Source organism: Nocardia vinacea, from assembly GCF_035920345.1.
Lineage (GTDB): Bacteria > Actinomycetota > Actinomycetes > Mycobacteriales > Mycobacteriaceae > Nocardia > Nocardia vinacea_A.
This window is the reverse complement of record NZ_CP109149.1, coordinates 9,237,898-9,254,549: the sequence shown is the minus strand read 5'-3', so window position 1 is coordinate 9,254,549 and position 16,652 is coordinate 9,237,898. Positions and strand designations below refer to the sequence as shown.

Below are 16,652 nucleotides of genomic sequence, written 5' to 3'. Positions count from 1 at the left end.
GGGCGCGCTCACCACAGTGCCGCGGCAATGGGTGGCAGATCTATGGCGGTGCGGATGCCCGGTGGTGCGGCACATAGGTAGGGGATGGTGTTGACGGCGCGGTTGGCCGCGTAGGTCGGTGATGCCGCATGCGCCTGGATCGACGCGTCCCCGGGCCGCAGGTCGAGCTCGAGGGGTGTGTCGCCCTCGACCGAGATATGCCATCCGGTCGGGCGTAGTGACCAGTCGGAGTCGGTGTCGGTGCTGCAGTAGCGGGTCGAGCGGAACTGCAGCAGCGGTTGGCCGCGGCGTGTGCCGGAGACGGTGATCCGTTGTGCGACAACGGTTCCCTTACGGAATACGGCGGCGCCGACCTGAACGTCTCGGTTCGCGGTGGCGAGTTCGCCGCGGACGTCGATCGCGTCGAGTGGCGGACCGAAAGCGTCGGCGGCCAGGCGCAGGGACGGGCCGATTGCTCGGCGCGCCTGGATCAGCCGGTGCGGCTCGAAGGCCGCTTGGCTTATGCCGAAGCCCATACCGAGCAGGGTCCATGGGGTTTCGGAGTGGGTGAGGTCGGTGTATTCGTCGATCGTCATGCGGTCCAGACGTCGTTGGATCGAGCCGAGTGCGATGGGCATGGTTTCGGTGATGAAGCCGGGACTGTGGCCGGTGCTGTGGATCGAGGCTCCGCCGGACCAGCATGCCGCCTCCACGCGTGCGTACAGGGCTTCATCCATGCTGGCCGGATGATGGAACATGCCGTGGGTGGTCACGATATTCGTGCCGGTGGCCAGTAGTCGGCAGACGGTGTCGATGTCGAAGACGCGCGGTGTGTAGACCACGCAATCGGCACCCAACTCGATGATTTCGGCGATATCGCCGGTGGCGGTGATCCCGGTGTCTGTCGGCAGTTGGCAGAGCCGGCCCGCATCGGTGCCGACCTTGTCCTGGGTGTGGGTATGGACCCCGACAAGTGTGAGGGTCGGGTGTTCGATGAGGGCGCGCAGAGCGGGTCGGCCGACATTCCCGGTGGCCCACTGGACCACCCGGTATCGTCGCGCGGTTCGCTCGATTGTGGTGTGCGGCAAGGGATTCGTCCCGTCTCCGTGGCTGGACAAGGGGGCGTGCGGCCGACGTTCCGATCGGCCCGGCCTTCACATACCTGATCCGGCACCGTCAAGACTGATCCAGTTGCAGGCGAGTCGATTTCGTGGCCATCGTCTACCAGCGTCTCCTGCCGATGCGGCAGGTATTTGCGCTGAGTCATCGACGCCGGCGCAAGAGTGCCGGCCACCGGCCGATCCACGACCGACGTGGCCGGTTCTGAAACAGTCTCTGCGCCGCGGCGGGGTCGAGCCAGAGCCGAGTGAGTGTGGAGCTGCTGATAAGCCAGCGATCACCGGCGAGTAAGTAGGTTTCGTGGCAGTGTCCCGATCCACTGCCTCGGATATTGTCGGGCCAGATCAGCAGATCCTCCATCGCCCACACACCGGTCGCGGTGGTCGGTGTCCGCACCTCGATTTCGGGCATGTGCCCCTGATGGACGGTCTGGGCGGGACCGATGGTGGCCTGGAGATAAGCGATGAAGGCGTCCGCACCTGTCGTCCGGATTCCGGCGGAGGCTGTCGTATCGATTACGACGTCGGCCGTTACCTGCTGTTTGAGCAGATCCCAGTCTTTGGCATCTATCGCCCGGAAATAGCGCGCCTTGAGCTGTTTGATCGCGTGGACCGCGGCGACTGCGGAGGCGGGTTCCACGCGAGCTTTCGCCGACGCGTCACCGGGATCCGCGAATCCACGTCCCAGCTCCACGTGAGCCGGACCGAAGGTTGTCGCGCCGGACCCGACCATGAAGGTTCGTTGCGTATAGGTCATGGCCGGTCCGCCTGCAGGCGAGTCGATTTCATGCCCGTGATCACCCACCGGCCATCGCGAATGGCGTAGCTGTCGTGATCGTGTCCGGACGACAGCAAGCGCCTGCCGTCCGGCCTGACCAGCTGCACCTGCACTGCCCACGTTCCGGTCGCCGTGTCCGCAGCGGTGATCTCGATTTCGGGCATATGTCCGTGATGGACCGTCACCGTGTTGCCGTAATCGGTTTGCAGCGCGGCCACGTGGTTCGACGCTCCCCGGACACGGTCACCACCTACCGCCGTCGTATCCACGTCGATGTCCCCGGCGAGGACGGAGCCGAATGTGGACCAGTCCTTGGTATCGAGACTGCGGTAATAGCGCGCCTTGAGTGACTCGATCGCATTGATCGCCTGCAATGTTTGCGGATCCACCGCTGTTCCCACTCGCCTTCCTGAATTGATCGTCGGGCTATCGCGTCCTGCGGCACCAGCATGAATCCCGGCCGCCAGGCCAGCAGATCTATCGACTATTCGATAGTAGTTATCTAATAGTTGATAGAATCTTAGTGCTGGCGGCGAAAAGGCGTCAAGCTGACTGCGGCCGAACAACCTGGGACTCCACGCCGCCGCCATCGGTTCCGCTGCGGAAGACCGCAGGCGCCTACCGTCGGTGAGCGAATTCGGCTGTGTGCAGTGCTTCTCGAATCCGCTGGTGCGACTGGAGAAAGACGGTGCACGACACACGTGCGGGATGGAATTGACAGCAGGACAGTGCGCGGCCGATAGCATCGGCCCACGGTCACGTCGGAGGATTCGACCCCGAGGGCTCTGGCGAAATTCTGATGGTCAGGTCGAGACGGTAGGAGTCTTGGTCACGGCCGTTCTTGTTGACGCTCCGGTTGGAGGTTGCGCACTGCAGGCGCGACCCAAGTGGTCAGGTACGCGCGGAGTTCGGCACCGCGGCGGGGAGGTCGTCCGGGGTCGAGGACGAAGGACTGGACGATGCGAAGCATGTGTTCGACGAGCTCATCGAGACGGACGCTGTCGATGCCCGCCTGGTCCCAGTCGACAGCAAAGCGTTCGAGGATGGAACGACCGAAGGCGAGCGCGGTGTCGGAGGTGACGCCTGCGGAGAAGGTGCCGGAGCGGGCAGGGGTGAGCAACAGGCCGAGGTAGCGGTCGTCGGGGAGGCATTCGAGGGTGTAGGCGATGCCTTCGACCACGGCGTCGGCCGGATCGGGGATCTGGTCGAGGTGGGCGGCGAGAATGTCGAGGAACCGTCCCGACTCGGCCAGGGCGGTGGCGGCGAGAAGGGTTTCGGCATTGGCGAAGTACCGGTAGACAGTCTGGCGGGTGACGCCGAGGTCGCGAGCGATCTCGGCCATGGTGAACTCCCCGCCGGAGCGTTGTATGGCAGTGCGGGCGGCAGTAAGGATGCGCTCGATGGCCTCGGTGTCATCGGCCGGGGCGGTCCCCGACCATCCGTGTGTGCGCATCGACTCTCCTTTTGAGCGGACGGTTGTCCTCGGCAACGTTATCGAGCGCTGGGTGGTCGTGGTGGAGCGACTTCATCGAACCTTGACCATACATATTGGATGATGTGTATGGTCTTGATAATGACGAGCCCTACTGCTTCCGAATCCGCCGGCCTGACCGAGGATCTGACACGACGTGCACTGCGCCTGGTCCTCGACCGGACCACCGACATGGCCGAATCCACGCTGCGTGTGCCGCTGCACTACTACCGCGATCCGAAGATCACCGAGGTAGAAGAGACCCAGATCTTGCGCCGCACGCCGCTGGCGATCGTGCCGACAGCACAGATTCCGCAGCCGAACGACTATGTGGTGCGCACTGTGCTGGGCGATTCGTTGCTGGTTACCCGCGACCGCGCGGGCACAGCGCATGTGTTGTTGAACTACTGCCGCCACCGTGGTGCGCAACCGGCGTGCGGGTCGGGTAACGCCACCCGCTTCACCTGCCCCTATCACGCGTGGACTTACAAGAACACCGGGGAACTGGCCGGAGTGCCGGGTAAGGAGGGGTTCACGGGAATGGACCGCGGCGGCTATGGGCTGGTGGAGTTGCCCAGTCAAGAACGTCACGGTTTCGTGTGGGCAGTCCTCTCAGCGGAAGGCTCGATCGATATCGACGCCCACCTCGGCGCGATGGGACCTGAACTGGCGCAACTGGATTACGCGACCTACGGCTACCACGACGACCGAGAATTCGTGTCCGAGGTCAGCTGGAAGGGAGCGCTAGAGGCGTTCGCCGAGAGCTACCACTTCCCGTTCGTCCACGGCGAGAGCGTGATCGGACAGAACACCGTGGCCAACACCTCCACGCACGACACCTTCGGCCGCCACCATCGCATGGGCTTTCCGTTCAACTGGATCAGCAACCTCGACACCGACCCGGGTGGCACCTGGGATCCTCTGATGAACATGGGCGTCATCTACTGGATCTATCCCAACCTGATCCTGGCCAACAGCCCGGTCGGTGTCGAGATCCTCGACATGCTGCCCGCCGGTGCTCCGACCCGATGCGCCGTGCGCCACAGTTGGATGGCCAAGATCCCTGCCACCAGCGACGAGCAACGCACGGTCTACGACGAGATCTACTCCCAGGTCCACGCCGCGGTACGCGACGAGGATTTCGCCATGCTGCCCCAGTGCGGTGAAGGCGTACGCCACGGCCAACACGACCACATGCTCATCGGCCGCAACGAGATCGGCGTCCAGCACATGATCAAGACCTTCGCCGCCGAACTGGGCGTCGCCCTGGACTGAACGGCCGGTTCATCCAGTTCGTGCAGACGCCGAGCCGGTTCGGCTACGGCTTCGATTCCGACGCATTCGGTGCCGGATTGACCCTGCTCCCGCTGACCGCGGGCACGCTGATCGCGGCTGTCGCGGTTTCGCTGATGATCCGGCGCATGGGCCCCAAGTCGCCCATGGTGCTCGGCACCGTCGTGGCCACCGCCACGTTCGTCTTCCTGCTGTTCTGCACACCCAGCACTGGCACTTCTACGTCGCCACCGGCCTGCTCGGACTCGGCCTCGGCCTGGCCATGGGGGCGATGCCGACGTTGCTCAACAGCGGGGTAACGCCGGAGCAGACCAGCGCGGCCAACAGTGTCAACCAGACGCTTCGTTCGGTCGGCGGGTCGATCGGCACAGCCGTCGCCACCGCGGTCCTCGCGGCCAACACGATGACCGGTACTCCACTGCCGACCATGGGTGGCTACACCACATCATTCGCCGTCTCCGGCGGCATCTGCGTCCTCGCCATCGTCGCCGCTCTGATCGTTCCCTACCGACATGGAGCGGAGACCGCAAAAGCAGCGCAAGAGCTGCCGCCGCTGCCGGGACCAGCACCCGTACCAGTCGACGCCCGCCCGTCACAGTGACCAGTCAGGCAATTCCCTCCCGGCGCCCAGCGGTTGACCATACACGCAAATGAAAATGTATGGTCAACTGTCAGCGATGTAGTACACCAGAAGGGACTGAGCACGATGACAGCCACACCGCCACCACGCCCGAAACAACTCGACTCGCCCGTGCTGCCCAAGATCTTCAAATACCTTGGCAAAACCCAAGTTTGGGTCTACAAACACACCGGCGGACGCATCGGCGGAAAGTGGCGGGTCGGTGCCGGGTTCCGCAAACCCGTGCCGACGCTGCTGCTCGAACATCGTGGGCGCAAAACCGGGACCATCTACACCACGCCCCTGCTCTATATCACCGATGGCGACGATACGGTCATCGTCGCATCGCAGGGCGGGCTGCCCAAACATCCGCAGTGGTACCAGAATCTGCGCGCCGACCCCGACGCCCACATCCAGATCGGCCGCAACCGGTACGCGGTGCACGCCAGCACGGCAGACTCACACCAACGCGCGCGCCTCTGGCCACTGCTGGTCGACGCTTACGCCGACTTCGACACCTACCAAGCATGGACCGAACGCGAAATTCCGGTCGTCATCCTGCGGCCCAGCACCACCGGCGACTGATCGTCCGGCACGACAGCGAGCGAAACACGCAAGCCAAACCGGCCGCGGGCTCTGCCATGCTCCGCCCCGCCGCCGGGCGCCGTCTCATCGATCGCTACCACGCGAGCGACCAGGGCAAAACCCTTGCGGCACAAGCTCGATTCGAACGGCTCACACCTCGTGAACGGGATGTACTGAAGCTACTCGCAGAAGGCGAGACCAACGCCGATATCGCCACCCACCTCAGCATGCGGGAGAGCACTGTCAAGGCCCACATCAGCCGCATCCTGACGGTATTGGAAGTCACCAACCGCGTCCAAGCCGCTCTGGTGGCGCGCGACGCGAACATCGCATGCCCGCCTCGGTGCCGCAGCATCGAGACGGTCATGGCTTGTCGCGCAGACCCACCGGCGGCGCGCTACGCCGAGATCAGTACCGGTCCCAGTTGTAGACCCGCAGCGCGGTGCCACCGAGGAACTTCTCCTTGTCGGCCTCGGACATGGGCCACTGGTCGCGGAACGCGCTGAGGCCGTGCTCGTAGGTGAGGAACATGGTGGCGCGGGTCCAGTCGGTGCCCCACATACACCGGTCGACGCCGAAGGCGCTGATCACCCGGCCGACGGGCTCCCAAAGGTCCTTGTAGGGGTACGGCTCATGCGACACGGTGCATACGCCGGTCACCTTGATATTGACGTTGGGGTACTCCGCCAAGGCGAGGACCGTCTCGATTTCGGCGAACGGATCCTTGGGCGCGGGCGGCTCGACGCTCTGGGCCATGCCGAGGTGGTCGAGGGCGAAACGGGCCTCGGGGAACTTCTTCGCCATCGCGTCCATGATCCCGAGCCGGCCCCAGCACGAGATGTTGATGGTGAGATCGGCATCGATCGCCGCGTGGACGGCGGCGGCGACGGCAGGGTCGTCAGGCGACATCTGCATCAACTCGAACAGCAGTCGGATGCCAACGGCGCCAGGGGTTTCCGCCCACTGCTCGATGCGCGACACGGCGTTCGGAGCCAGCGCGTGGACCGGGGTGACCAGCCGGAATCGGTCCGGGTGGTCGCGGTAGACCTCTTCGGCGTAGCCGGCGTCGAAGTCGTAGACACGCACCGGCGAGACGGCAATCGCGCGGTCGACGCCGACTTCTTTCATCGCCGCGACCATCTGATCGCCGGTGACCTCGGGCAGGTGCACCGCCTCCGGCATTTCGCGCGCCCATGGCCGCTCGGGTGTGTTGGCCGCGAACGGATGGACCTGGGCATCAACGACGATCATGGGCTCTCCTTGGTTGAAGTGTGCGTTGCGAGACCGGTGCCTCACTCGTATCTGCGCGCGACTGGCGCCGGTAATCGATGACGACTCCTTCAGCCTAGCTAAAATGCAGTTGACTGCAAGTTAGTCGGTGGAGATTTGCTGTGAGGTTTCAGGCCATCGCTTCCGCGGTCCGGACCCAATTTCGCGCCGACCCAGTAACCGCAGATATTGCCGAGGATCGCCGCGATCGCGACCAGCAGGCACAGCAGCCGTCGAATCCCAGCGTCGTCATGGCTTTTCCGTCACCACTCGACCGGGAGCTCATGGACGCCGTAGACGTTCATATCGCCCTTGAACCGGATTTCCTCCAGGGGCACGGCGAGGCGCAGGTTCGGCAAGCGGCGCAGCAGGGTGGGCAGTGCGATCTCCAGTTCGGCGCGGGCGAGGGTCTGGCCGAGGCATTGGTGGACGCCGTAACCGAAGGCCATATGCCCGCGGGTGCTGCGATCGATGTCGAGGGTGTCGGCGTCCTCGAGGAAGGCCGGGTCGCGGTTGGCGGCGGGCAAGTTGAGGATCAGCCCTTCGCCGGCGTGGACCAGAGTGCCGCCGATCTCGATGTCCTCCTTGGCCACCCGCACTACGAGGCTGTGCGCGATCGTGAGATACCGCAACAGTTCCTCGACCGCGCCCGAGACCACCTTGGGATCGTCGGTGTCACGGACCCGAGCCAAGGTATCCGGGTTCTGCAGCAGCGCGAGGGTGCCGAGAGCGATCATGTTGGAGGTCGTCTCGTGGCCGGCGCTGAGCAGGATCATGCTGTTCATCGCGATGGTCTCGCGGGCGAGTTCCCCCGTCGGGAGGTACTCCCGAACCAGTCGGCCGATCAAGGCGTCATCCGGCTCGGTTTCCTTGCGCGCCACGAGTTCGGACAGGTAGCCGAGGATTTTCCCGAGCGACTCCTGCTTCTCTTCGACGGTGGCATTACGGCGCATCGTCACGGCGGTGGTTCCTTGGAAGAACTCGCGGTCGGCGTAGGGCACGCCGAGCAGTAGGCAGATCACCAAGGACGGGATGGGCAGCGCGTAGGCGGGGACCAGATCGGCCGGGCCGCCACCCGCGACCATCGTGTCGATGAACTCGTTGGCCATCTTCTCGATCTCCGGGCGCAGCGCGTTGACCCGCTTGACGGTGAAGTCCTTGGTCAGCATCCGCCGCAGCACGGCATGCTCCGGGTCATCCATCCGAGGAAAAATCTTGGGCAGTTTGCCGCCGTTGAGTTCCGCAATGCCGGGCTGCGGTGCGACTCGCGCACTGATCCGCGGGTCGGTCGTCACGACCCTGACATCCTCGTGGCGGCTCACCGCCCACATCACCCGGCCTTGCCAGTTCACTTTGCGCAGACCGCTCCCCTCGCGCCATTCCTGGTACTCGGGAGCGGGATCGAACGGGCAGCGGGCGTCCCGGTCGGCAGGGAAGACCGGGAGTTCAGGGCTGGTCATAAAAATCCTTTTGGAGTGTTGAGCGGCGGTGCGCGCGGCACCCCACACGGCACCGATGCAGATGAGCGCGCCTGGCGCGCAAGATCTTCGGGACTGGTCGACGCCGAGACGCCGGTCAACCGGTCGCCGCTGCGATCTGCAAGGAGATGGCGGCATGACCCGGTTCATAACTCAGACAGATGGATGACCGCGGCCGGACACAGCATGGCCGCTTCGCGGGACAGTGTCGTGCCGCTCCGCCGCGGGCGTCTCGTCCAGCAGGATGACCACGCCATCCTCCTCGCGCTGGTCGAAAACTTCCGGCGCCGGCAACACGCACTGACCAGCCGCGACGCACTTGTCGGCCTCGACGCTCACCTTCATCGAATCTCCGCCTCTCACAATATTTTACAGTCGAATGCAAATTCTCCCGGTCGCCAAAAAGGTAACACAACTTACATCTGACTGCATGTTGCTACGATGGCGCGATGGACAACGACACCGCGCCCCGAGTACGCGCCGACGCGGCACGCAACGCCGAGCGCATCGTGCGGATGGCGCGCGCGGTCTTCGCCGAGCTCGGCCCGGATGCGCCGCTCGAGGAGATCGCCCGCCGCGCCGACGTGCGGATCCGGACGCTCTACAACCATTTCCCCAGCAAGTCGGACCTGGTACGGGCAGCCATCGACCAGAGCATCACCGAAGAACTCGCTCCCGCCACCGAACGTGCACTCGCCGAAGACGATCCGCTGGCCGGCCTCCGCAACGTGATGGAAGCCGCGATGAGCCTGGTTGCACGCGAGTTCAACACCGTGACTGCCGCGCGCAACGCCGGCATCCTGGATGCGGCGGCCTACACCCCGTTCCTCGATTCGCTGGCCCTGCTCACCCGGCGCGCCCAGGACGAAGGCACGCTCCGCGCCGACCTCGTGCCCGACGACCTCCCCAGGATCATGGCCATGCTGACCAACACGCTATGGACAATGGACCCCGGCACCGATGGCTGGCGGCGTTACCTCACGCTCCTGTTCGAAGGCCTGGCACTCACCACCGCGAACCCCCTGCCTCCACCGGCACCCCTTCGCACGGGAGCCCGCGCCGCCAACTGGTCGGGCTGATTCCGAAGCGGCGCCGAGGCGTCGCGGATGCTGGAAGGCCACTGCCCCGCCAACTTCGAAAACCGTGTCGAGCACCTTGCTCACTCGGCAGCAGCAGCGTTCGTATTCGCCATTCGGCGAAGAACGAGTGCAGAGCCGGCCTGTTCTTCGGTAGATGCGCCTCGGCTCAACTCCCGCCTCACATCATGTTGGTACTGGCGCAGCAGCACGAAGCGACCCTTACAACCGGATCAACACAACTCAGTTCACCGCGCTGACAGTGCCCAGTTACCCAGACCTCGCCTCAGCGCCGCGCCGGTGACCTACCCGTGAGCTTGGACCGCATCCGCACGGACCGGTACCTGAGTGCCTGTGAACAAACTGATCGTCCGGTGGGCGGAGCTGCGAAAAGGCTTGGGCCCCTGTTGTGGTGGGCTCCGGTGGGGCGTTCAGCGATTCCCGGCCCGATTTTGCTCGACCGCGGCCACGAAATCCGGGTGCGCGGAAACGATCAGCTGGTCGGCTGTTTCGTTCATCCAGACATCGGCGAAATAGCGGGAGCGACTCCAGGACAGCATCACCACCAGCAACGCGATCGGCATGCACCCGGGCACGATCACGAAAGCCAAAGGTAGATAGAGCGGTTCGAGTTCGAGCGCCCGTGCGATGAGGACGACCGCGATTGTCAGTGGTATCGCCAGCAGTGCCAGCAGCGCGATTCGACGGAAGCGCCGGACCTCGTGGAGACAGAACTCGCAGGCCGGGCAGTCGAAGCGGACGCGCGCCAGGACGGGGTCCCGCCGCCCGGGTTTCATGGAGCGCAACATGGCTCGCGGTGTCGGCAGCTCCGATAGTGGGCCACTGGAATTGACTGCGAAGGAACGGGTCTCACTAGCGGTGATACCGTGCTCGCTGCACAACCCCGGCATCGGCTCGGTGAGAACGAGCTCCGTCGGTGCCGTCGCGAGAGTCGGCGTCCAATCCGGGTTGATCTCAATGTCGAAGACCACCTGTGCCCGGGTCACTGCAGCCATCCGCGCTGCTGGCGGTCCCGGAAGTATTCGTCGTCCTCATCAGTCATCGGCGAAATGGCGTTCGAGGTGATGAGGAACTCGAAACTGTCGTTGAGCGGGTCCTCGAGCGAAGGTTCCGCCAGGTGCTCGGACGGCGTCTTGGTCATCAGTTGCTGCCTGTGGGGTACGTGCGGTCCAACTCGTCGGCGCGCGCGTGGTCGGTAGTCCGGTAAACCTGCGCGACCTTGGTCAATTCGGTCGCCGCAGCCTCGGAGAGGGTGCCGAGGGTGGCGTAATTGGGCTTCAGCTTGTTGTGCGCCTCGGCAACGGCGCTCAGCCCGATACGGATGAGCCCGCCGTCGCCCCACACGGTGTTGTCCAAGACCAGCCACTTGTCCAGATAGGTCGCGACATTCGCATTGGCCTCGGCCAGCGTCTTCAAAGCCGCGGCGAACGTGTCCACTGCGGCGGGATCGACTTTGAAAGTCTCCGACATCAGATCTCCCCTCCCGGCCGCTCTACACCGAAGCACATTCACACAAAATGCCTGCTCAGCGCAACTTCGCCGATATCTCGGGCAGCGGCGCGTGGCAACCGTCCCGACTGCGGGCGATCTGCGGCACCCCCTGTGCGCGTCTTGGTGCCTGTGAGCCAAACTGATCGTTTAGCGACCGGGGTCGGCTGACCTGCGAAAACGCTTGGGCCACTGTTGTGGTGGTTGCCAGGAGTTTATCGTCCGCAGCCGATTCCGGACGGATCGCCGATCGGGTTGGTGCTGGTGCCGCAGCGGGCAGCGGGGATGAACGCGTCGGCGCTGCCGGAGGATTGCGGCGAGATCCTGGCGGTGCTCGCCGAGTCCGGTGGCGGGTTGCGGGCCGGGCAGGTCGCCGCCGAGCTGGGTATCGATCGGGTCGATCGGTCGAAGGTCGAGTTGTTGCGCGGGAAGCTGAAACGCCTGGTGGCGCGTGGCTGGCTGGATCAGGAGCCTTCTTGGGTGTTCACGATCGCCGAATATTGCTGGTGCGGTGGGTGATTCATTGCCGGGTGCGGGCCAGGCGCCGCGACATCAGGATGATCATCGACCAGATCACGAGGGCTTCGTGGTGTTCGGGTAGTCGTTCGTTGCCATATGTCCTTCTGACCCGATGCCCCGGGAAATGAGACATTCTCTGCCTGGTCCGGCGGATCCGAGTCGTATGCATCCACAATCAACCCACCGTGGGCCAGCTGGGCCGCCCAGTACCCACGCCCCGCGCCGAGTTCGACTATCGGACTGTCCTGGCAGAAATTTGCTACCCATCCGATGGTCTCAGGGGAAGGGACGGCGTAGGCGTATACGGCCTGCAAGATTGTCTGCGCGTAGCCGAGCCGCGCGCTACCTCGGTCACGGCCGCCGTTCACTACGCGCCGTCCTTGATGCTCGAACACAGACGCAGTCGGCGGTCTGAGCGAGTTCACCGCCCATGTTCGCGATCGATCGGACCATGTTCTGTTCTTGTGTTGCCCGCCAGGATGGGGCAACGCGATGGCGTCGGAAGCGTTGGCGGAGTTCGAACGAACTGGCGGTCAGCGATTGGTCTTTATCGGGAAACCGAAGGGCGGGAAGACCGGCGATGATGCATTCTTCGACGCACTTTCGGCCGGTTGGCAGCTGGAATCCCAAGACACAGAATATGTTTCGTGATGGAACCTTGCAGACGTTGCACAGGGCTGGGTTCGTCGCTGATTGCCTGGTCGGCAGTCATATCCGATCAGGGGCAGGTTTATCTATTCACTGGGTGACTGCTTCAAGCGTTCAGTAAGCGTCATCTGGAAGACGAATGCGTCGTATCGGTCTCAGGGATAGGAATGTCCGCATCAAACTCGACCGTTTGGGTCGAGGTATCGCTGGTGAACAGTCTTGACAAGATCACCGGTGGGTGTGCCGAGCCAAGCCGCCTGAGATTCGACAGGAATTCGATCGGCGGCTGTCTTCTCAAGGACAGTTGCAGCTGCAATGTCCGGCGCGCCGGTTGGCTGCTAGGTGTCCTTGGGGTTGTCGCGGTCATCCATAATGCCGCGCGATGAGCGGCCTGGGTCACAGCGAACAAGATCAGGACGGGGAAGGACTGGCTCCGACTTTTGGGAGATGGTGGAGTTTGCTGACAGTTAGCTAGCGTGTGATTTGATTCATTCGCTTGTGTGGATCCGCCGCGTGGCGGGCGACACTGCTGCGGTCCAATGGTCGGTGGCGATACCGCAGCGCGATCGAGCACGCCGACGACGGTAGAACCCCGCGCGCCCGATCGCCATCGGATATCCGACGGAGGCGGCCGCCAGGGAATCGGGTACCACCCCGGCTCCGCCGCACCCGCACGTCATTCGGTTGCGACACTGCCCCTTTCGGTCAGTTGCGCCGAGACGGTGGCGGTGTCCAGGAAGACCCGCTCGCCGATCACGTAGCCGTCGTCGTCGAAGGTCACGACGGCAATCATCTCGAGCGCGATGGTGTTGCCGGTCGGCGCCAGGCCCGCGTAGTGCCCGTCGTGGGTGCCGTCGAAGCGGACGAACGCGGCACCGACGGAACCCAGCTGCCCCAGAGGCGTGATGGTGGCTGTGAGGTCGCTGAACCCGGCGAACAGCGCGGACTCCCGGGCGGCCAGCGCCGCGAGTCCCTGCTGTGGACCGGTCAGGGGTGAGTCGTAGGCGGCGGGTTCACGCCACAGGGCCACGACGTCCTCGACGCTGTGCTTGCCGACTGCGGCCGCGGCCGCGGCGGCGAACTGCTGAATGAACATGTCGAATCCTTCGGGTAGATCAATTCTTCTGGGCTACAGCGGGTTCCGGCCGGACGGACCGCTCGGCGAGACCGATGGCGACCTTGGCGGGGATCCGGCCGGCGATGCGCGCCAAGAGGGCGTTCGCCGCACCGTCGACGATGTCGGGCCGATCGGACCGGAGTGCGCGCACGGTGGCCGCGACGACCTGTTCGGGCGAGCGCCGGTTGCCGACCGAAGCGGCCTCGCCGGCGACGTCGAAAAACGCGGTATCGGTCGCACCCGGGCTCACGGCCAGGACCCGGACCCCCGTACCCCGGGTCTCGGACCACAGCGCGCGACTGAACGACAGGACGTACGCCTTGGTCGCCGCGTACACCGCCATGTGCGGCACCGGCTGGAACGCGGCCGTGCTGGCCACGTTGACGACCGTGCCATGACCGCGAGCGATCATGCCGGGCAACAGGATCGCGGTCAGCTCGGTCAAGGCGGTGATGTTCACCGCGATCTGGCTCGACACGGCGGCCGGCTCGGCACCGGCGAGATCACCGTGGATGCCGAGCCCGGCGTTGTTGACGAGCGCGTCGACGACAATCCCGCGCCCGGCGAGCACATCGGTCACCCCCAGCGCGGCGCCGGGGACACTCAGGTCCGCCGCCACCACCTCCACGCTCGTACCGAACTGCGCGTGCAGCTCGGCGGCCTGCGCGCGGAGGACCGCCTCCCGACGCGCGACCAGGATCAGGTCACCACCCTCCGCGGCGATCCGGGCGGCGAACGCCCGCCCGATCCCCGACGACGCCCCGGTCACCAGCACTGTCTGTCGCTCGAAATATTCGGCCATCACCCTCTCCTTATTTAAACCTGCATGCCGGTCTAATTAATACCGCTATGCTGAGCCCATGGCAAGCCCCCACCGCAGCACGCCGGCCCGGCGACGCGTCGGACGCCCGTCAGGCCCGACAGAGCACGGCGCCGCGTCCCGAGAGCGGATCCTCGATGCGGCCGCCACCGTCTTCGCGCAACTCGGATACGACCGCGCCCGCATGGCCGACGTCGTCGAGACCAGCGGAATGACCAAGGGCTCGGTCTACTTTCACTTCGAGAACAAGGAAGCCCTCGCCGTCGCCGTCCTCACCGAGAAGCACGCGGAATGGCTCGCCCGCGTACAAGCCCGCCTCGCGGCCGCCACCCCCGGCAGCGGGCGCCTGGAGGCCCTGCTGCCCGCCATGCTGGAACTACACCGCGACGACCCGGACGCCTGGGTCATCTCGCGCCTCACCCAGAACCTCGCCGAGGTGCCCGCGACCTGCGCCCTCGCCGCGGAACTGACCCGCCGTTGGATCGACACCGTCGCCGGCCTCATCCGGGACGGCCAGAACCTCGGCGGCGTCGCCGGCGGAATCGACCCGGAACTGCTGGCCACCGTCCTGGTCGGCGCCTTCGACGGCCTGAAGACCACCATCGAGACGATCAGCGAGGATCCCGACACCGCCGACACCCGACTCGCGGCCGGCGGCACCCTCCTGCTGACGATGATGCGATCCGTCCTACTGCCCGCCGACCACAGTTAGGCTCGTGAGGTCCAGTGGGCCGGAGAGTCGCGGTAAGCCCCGTTCGCGAGCGTGCTCGACTCGAGAAGCTCGCATCGGATGCAAGATTCCTTCATCCGATGCAACCGGTTGCCCGACTACCGCAGATAATTCGCGGAGTCCAGCCACTTCGGCGGTCGCATCTGCCCAGCTCACATGGGCGGCTGTGGCAGGTAATGTGCCGCTATATGCGGGCGCGCTCAACCGGCTGAGGGCTGTCAACAATCTGGCGGTTCCAACACAGCACGGAGGTTGTCAACCGCCTGAGATAGGCCGTGCACGGAGAGTGAATCTTGTGGGCGAAATCAGCGAAAAGCCCTGCTAGGGTCCCGCGCCAGGAGTTTGGACCGGAATTCTTGGCGTATTTTTGGTCGCAGCCCGCAGACTAAACAGGTCAGGCACGGTGACCGTGCCTGACCTGGTAGTTATACTCCCCCATCTGGACTCGAACCAGAAACCTGCCGGTTCTCTCGGCGGTCCATAACTGTCCGCTGATGTCTCCGTAAACCCGCCGGTACCAGTGTGTTTCGCGGTGGATCATTCCCCGCCGTATGCCGTCATACGCCCCAATCGTCGGGCGTTTGTAGTCGGAAAGTAGTAGGTGAGTCGTTTCCCTTGGCCCTGTTCTGGGTTGGGTTGCGCATCAAAGGGGCTGGCTCACCGCCTGCCCGATATGGCCTGCCTTTCACGCGCAGAGGCTCACAGGTCAAGGGTGGCGAATGCCATCAGCGGAGCTGACGCGAATGCGCCCTCGAGGTGTGAGGGGCGCGGGATCACAATGCAGGCCAACCCAGTACAGGGCCACGCGGCGACCGGTCGCGATACCACCGACCTCACCGCCGGTATCTGCACCTTTTCGACACCTTTGTGCGCAGCTCCCATGGCATCCTCATATCGAAACATCGGCACACACAGAACAAGGCACGATGACGGCACTCCGGATACATCTCGCGCCTACGGCCTGCGTGCTCGTCGGCCTCGCCTGGATCGGGAGCAAGCCGAACGGCGGCGGAAGCTCCTTGTTCCTCGGACTCATTGCGCTGCTCGCCATGCTGGCCATCGCGTGGCTGATTCTGGTGATCGTCAGCCTCTGGCGCCCGGCGGGTTCGCGGCTCTGGGTGACTGCTGCTCCGCTCCTGGTAGCGGCGGTGATCGGACCGCAATTCGTCGTCAGTCCGCTGGAGGCGCGCTGGCACTTTGCTCAGCCGTCGTTCGATCGCGCGCTCGCGGAAGTCCGGGCCGACTCCGACAGCGGAGACGACTACCGATCGGCTGCCCGAGACGAACGGACCATCGGCAGCTATCAGGTCACCAAGACCTGGAAGACAGGCGCCAACACCTACTTCGCCGTCGAGGGAGCGGGTTTCGCCGGGGGTTCGGGCGGATTCGTCCACCGCCCCCGTGGCGCTGCTGCCGAAGACGGATGCAACGCACAGAGTGACGGACGCTTGACCGACGAGTGGTTCACCTTCGAGTGCCGATCATAGAAGTGCCCGGCGCGCTGACAGAGCAATTGTCAATACCTCTGGATTCAAGCATTGCTCACCGGCGCCCGGAAGCCAACTGACCGGTAAAGGGAGCTCGGTGGCCAAGTGCGTGGGTCCGGCAGGCTGGTCTTACGAGACAAGCGAGCGAAGCTCGTG

General features: G+C 64.7%; 21 protein-coding genes. 9 read left to right on the top strand and 12 right to left on the bottom strand.

Going from position 1 to position 16,652, the window contains the following annotated elements; translation table 11 throughout:
• Positions 1–8 precede the first annotated feature (8 nt).
• The 4 genes from OIE68_RS41920 to OIE68_RS41905 form a co-directional block, all read right to left on the bottom strand.
• On the bottom strand, positions 9–1,025 hold the full coding sequence (locus OIE68_RS41920; protein WP_327096416.1) for a dihydrodipicolinate reductase: 1,017 nt from the start codon (positions 1,023–1,025) through the stop codon (positions 9–11).
• 217 nt (positions 1,026–1,242) lie between these two features.
• Positions 1,243–1,854, bottom strand: coding sequence for a nuclear transport factor 2 family protein (locus tag OIE68_RS41915; protein WP_327096415.1), 612 nt, complete (start codon positions 1,852–1,854; stop codon positions 1,243–1,245).
• Positions 1,851–2,441 carry a nuclear transport factor 2 family protein gene (locus tag OIE68_RS41910; protein ID WP_327096414.1) on the bottom strand — a complete coding sequence of 197 codons (591 nt, stop codon included), beginning with the start codon at positions 2,439–2,441 and terminating at the stop codon, positions 1,851–1,853. Before OIE68_RS41910 ends, OIE68_RS41915 begins: the two co-directional genes overlap by 4 nt.
• 263 nt (positions 2,442–2,704) lie before the next feature.
• The gene (locus tag OIE68_RS41905; RefSeq protein WP_327096413.1) at positions 2,705–3,328 is read right to left on the bottom strand and encodes a TetR/AcrR family transcriptional regulator; all 624 of its coding nucleotides are present in this window, start codon (positions 3,326–3,328) and stop codon (positions 2,705–2,707) included.
• Between the two features lie 120 nt (positions 3,329–3,448).
• Between OIE68_RS41905 and OIE68_RS41900 the strand changes: the two genes are divergently transcribed.
• The 5 genes from OIE68_RS41900 (at position 3,449) to OIE68_RS41880 (ending at position 6,349) form a co-directional block, all read left to right on the top strand.
• The gene (locus OIE68_RS41900; protein WP_327096412.1) at positions 3,449–4,621 is read left to right on the top strand and encodes an aromatic ring-hydroxylating dioxygenase subunit alpha; all 1,173 of its coding nucleotides are present in this window, start codon (positions 3,449–3,451) and stop codon (positions 4,619–4,621) included.
• 20 nt (positions 4,622–4,641) lie between these two features.
• Positions 4,642–4,938, top strand: coding sequence for a hypothetical protein (locus tag OIE68_RS41895; RefSeq protein WP_327096411.1), 297 nt, complete (start codon positions 4,642–4,644; stop codon positions 4,936–4,938).
• A complete protein-coding gene (locus OIE68_RS41890) occupies positions 4,911–5,240 on the top strand; it encodes a hypothetical protein (RefSeq protein WP_327096410.1) in 330 nt (109 codons plus the stop codon). The genes OIE68_RS41895 and OIE68_RS41890 overlap by 28 nt, the downstream gene beginning before the upstream one ends.
• 105 nt (positions 5,241–5,345) lie before the next feature.
• Positions 5,346–5,843, top strand: coding sequence for a nitroreductase family deazaflavin-dependent oxidoreductase (locus OIE68_RS41885; RefSeq protein WP_327096409.1), 498 nt, complete (start codon positions 5,346–5,348; stop codon positions 5,841–5,843).
• The gene (locus OIE68_RS41880; RefSeq protein ID WP_327096408.1) at positions 5,786–6,349 is read left to right on the top strand and encodes a response regulator transcription factor; all 564 of its coding nucleotides are present in this window, start codon (positions 5,786–5,788) and stop codon (positions 6,347–6,349) included. The genes OIE68_RS41885 and OIE68_RS41880 overlap by 58 nt, the downstream gene beginning before the upstream one ends.
• On the opposite strand, the gene OIE68_RS41875 is transcribed toward OIE68_RS41880, so the two are convergent.
• From OIE68_RS41875 to OIE68_RS41865, 3 genes are all read right to left on the bottom strand, one after another.
• Complete coding sequence (locus tag OIE68_RS41875; RefSeq protein WP_327096407.1) at positions 6,252–7,094, bottom strand: amidohydrolase family protein; 843 nt, start codon at positions 7,092–7,094, stop codon at positions 6,252–6,254. The two genes, OIE68_RS41880 and OIE68_RS41875, sit on opposite strands and share 98 nt — an antisense overlap.
• 281 nt (positions 7,095–7,375) lie before the next feature.
• Positions 7,376–8,572: a cytochrome P450 gene (locus OIE68_RS41870; RefSeq protein WP_327096406.1), complete on the bottom strand. Its 1,197-nt coding sequence runs from the start codon at positions 8,570–8,572 to the stop codon at positions 7,376–7,378.
• A gap of 171 nt (positions 8,573–8,743) precedes the next feature.
• The gene (locus OIE68_RS41865; RefSeq protein WP_327096405.1) at positions 8,744–8,935 is read right to left on the bottom strand and encodes a ferredoxin; all 192 of its coding nucleotides are present in this window, start codon (positions 8,933–8,935) and stop codon (positions 8,744–8,746) included.
• A gap of 104 nt (positions 8,936–9,039) precedes the next feature.
• Between OIE68_RS41865 and OIE68_RS41860 the strand changes: the two genes are divergently transcribed.
• A complete protein-coding gene (locus OIE68_RS41860) occupies positions 9,040–9,669 on the top strand; it encodes a helix-turn-helix domain-containing protein (protein ID WP_327096404.1) in 630 nt (209 codons plus the stop codon).
• A gap of 428 nt (positions 9,670–10,097) precedes the next feature.
• Here the strand turns inward: OIE68_RS41860 and OIE68_RS41855 are convergent, their stop codons facing one another.
• The 3 genes from OIE68_RS41855 to OIE68_RS41845 are packed head-to-tail and all read right to left on the bottom strand — an operon-like array spanning position 10,098 to position 11,157.
• Complete coding sequence (locus tag OIE68_RS41855; protein ID WP_327096403.1) at positions 10,098–10,682, bottom strand: hypothetical protein; 585 nt, start codon at positions 10,680–10,682, stop codon at positions 10,098–10,100.
• Positions 10,670–10,828: a hypothetical protein gene (locus OIE68_RS41850; protein ID WP_327096402.1), complete on the bottom strand. Its 159-nt coding sequence runs from the start codon at positions 10,826–10,828 to the stop codon at positions 10,670–10,672. Before OIE68_RS41850 ends, OIE68_RS41855 begins: the two co-directional genes overlap by 13 nt.
• A complete protein-coding gene (locus OIE68_RS41845) occupies positions 10,828–11,157 on the bottom strand; it encodes a type VII secretion target (protein ID WP_327096401.1) in 330 nt (109 codons plus the stop codon). Before OIE68_RS41845 ends, OIE68_RS41850 begins: the two co-directional genes overlap by 1 nt.
• Positions 11,158–11,379: 222 nt before the next feature.
• Here OIE68_RS41845 and OIE68_RS41840 point away from each other — a divergent pair, with 222 nt between their 5' ends.
• Positions 11,380–11,694, top strand: coding sequence for a hypothetical protein (locus tag OIE68_RS41840; protein WP_327096400.1), 315 nt, complete (start codon positions 11,380–11,382; stop codon positions 11,692–11,694).
• Positions 11,695–13,018: 1,324 nt separating this feature from the next.
• Here OIE68_RS41840 and OIE68_RS41835 read toward each other — a convergent pair.
• A complete protein-coding gene (locus OIE68_RS41835) occupies positions 13,019–13,438 on the bottom strand; it encodes an ester cyclase (protein ID WP_327096399.1) in 420 nt (139 codons plus the stop codon).
• 19 nt (positions 13,439–13,457) lie between these two features.
• On the bottom strand, positions 13,458–14,261 hold the full coding sequence (locus OIE68_RS41830; protein ID WP_327096398.1) for an SDR family oxidoreductase: 804 nt from the start codon (positions 14,259–14,261) through the stop codon (positions 13,458–13,460).
• A gap of 58 nt (positions 14,262–14,319) precedes the next feature.
• Between OIE68_RS41830 and OIE68_RS41825 the strand changes: the two genes are divergently transcribed.
• Both OIE68_RS41825 and OIE68_RS41820 read left to right on the top strand, forming a co-directional pair.
• Positions 14,320–14,991: a TetR/AcrR family transcriptional regulator gene (locus OIE68_RS41825; protein ID WP_327096397.1), complete on the top strand. Its 672-nt coding sequence runs from the start codon at positions 14,320–14,322 to the stop codon at positions 14,989–14,991.
• Positions 14,992–15,935: 944 nt separating this feature from the next.
• Positions 15,936–16,496, top strand: a complete 561-nt coding sequence (locus OIE68_RS41820) for a hypothetical protein (protein WP_327096396.1) — start codon at positions 15,936–15,938, stop codon at positions 16,494–16,496.
• Positions 16,497–16,652: the final 156 nt, after the last annotated feature.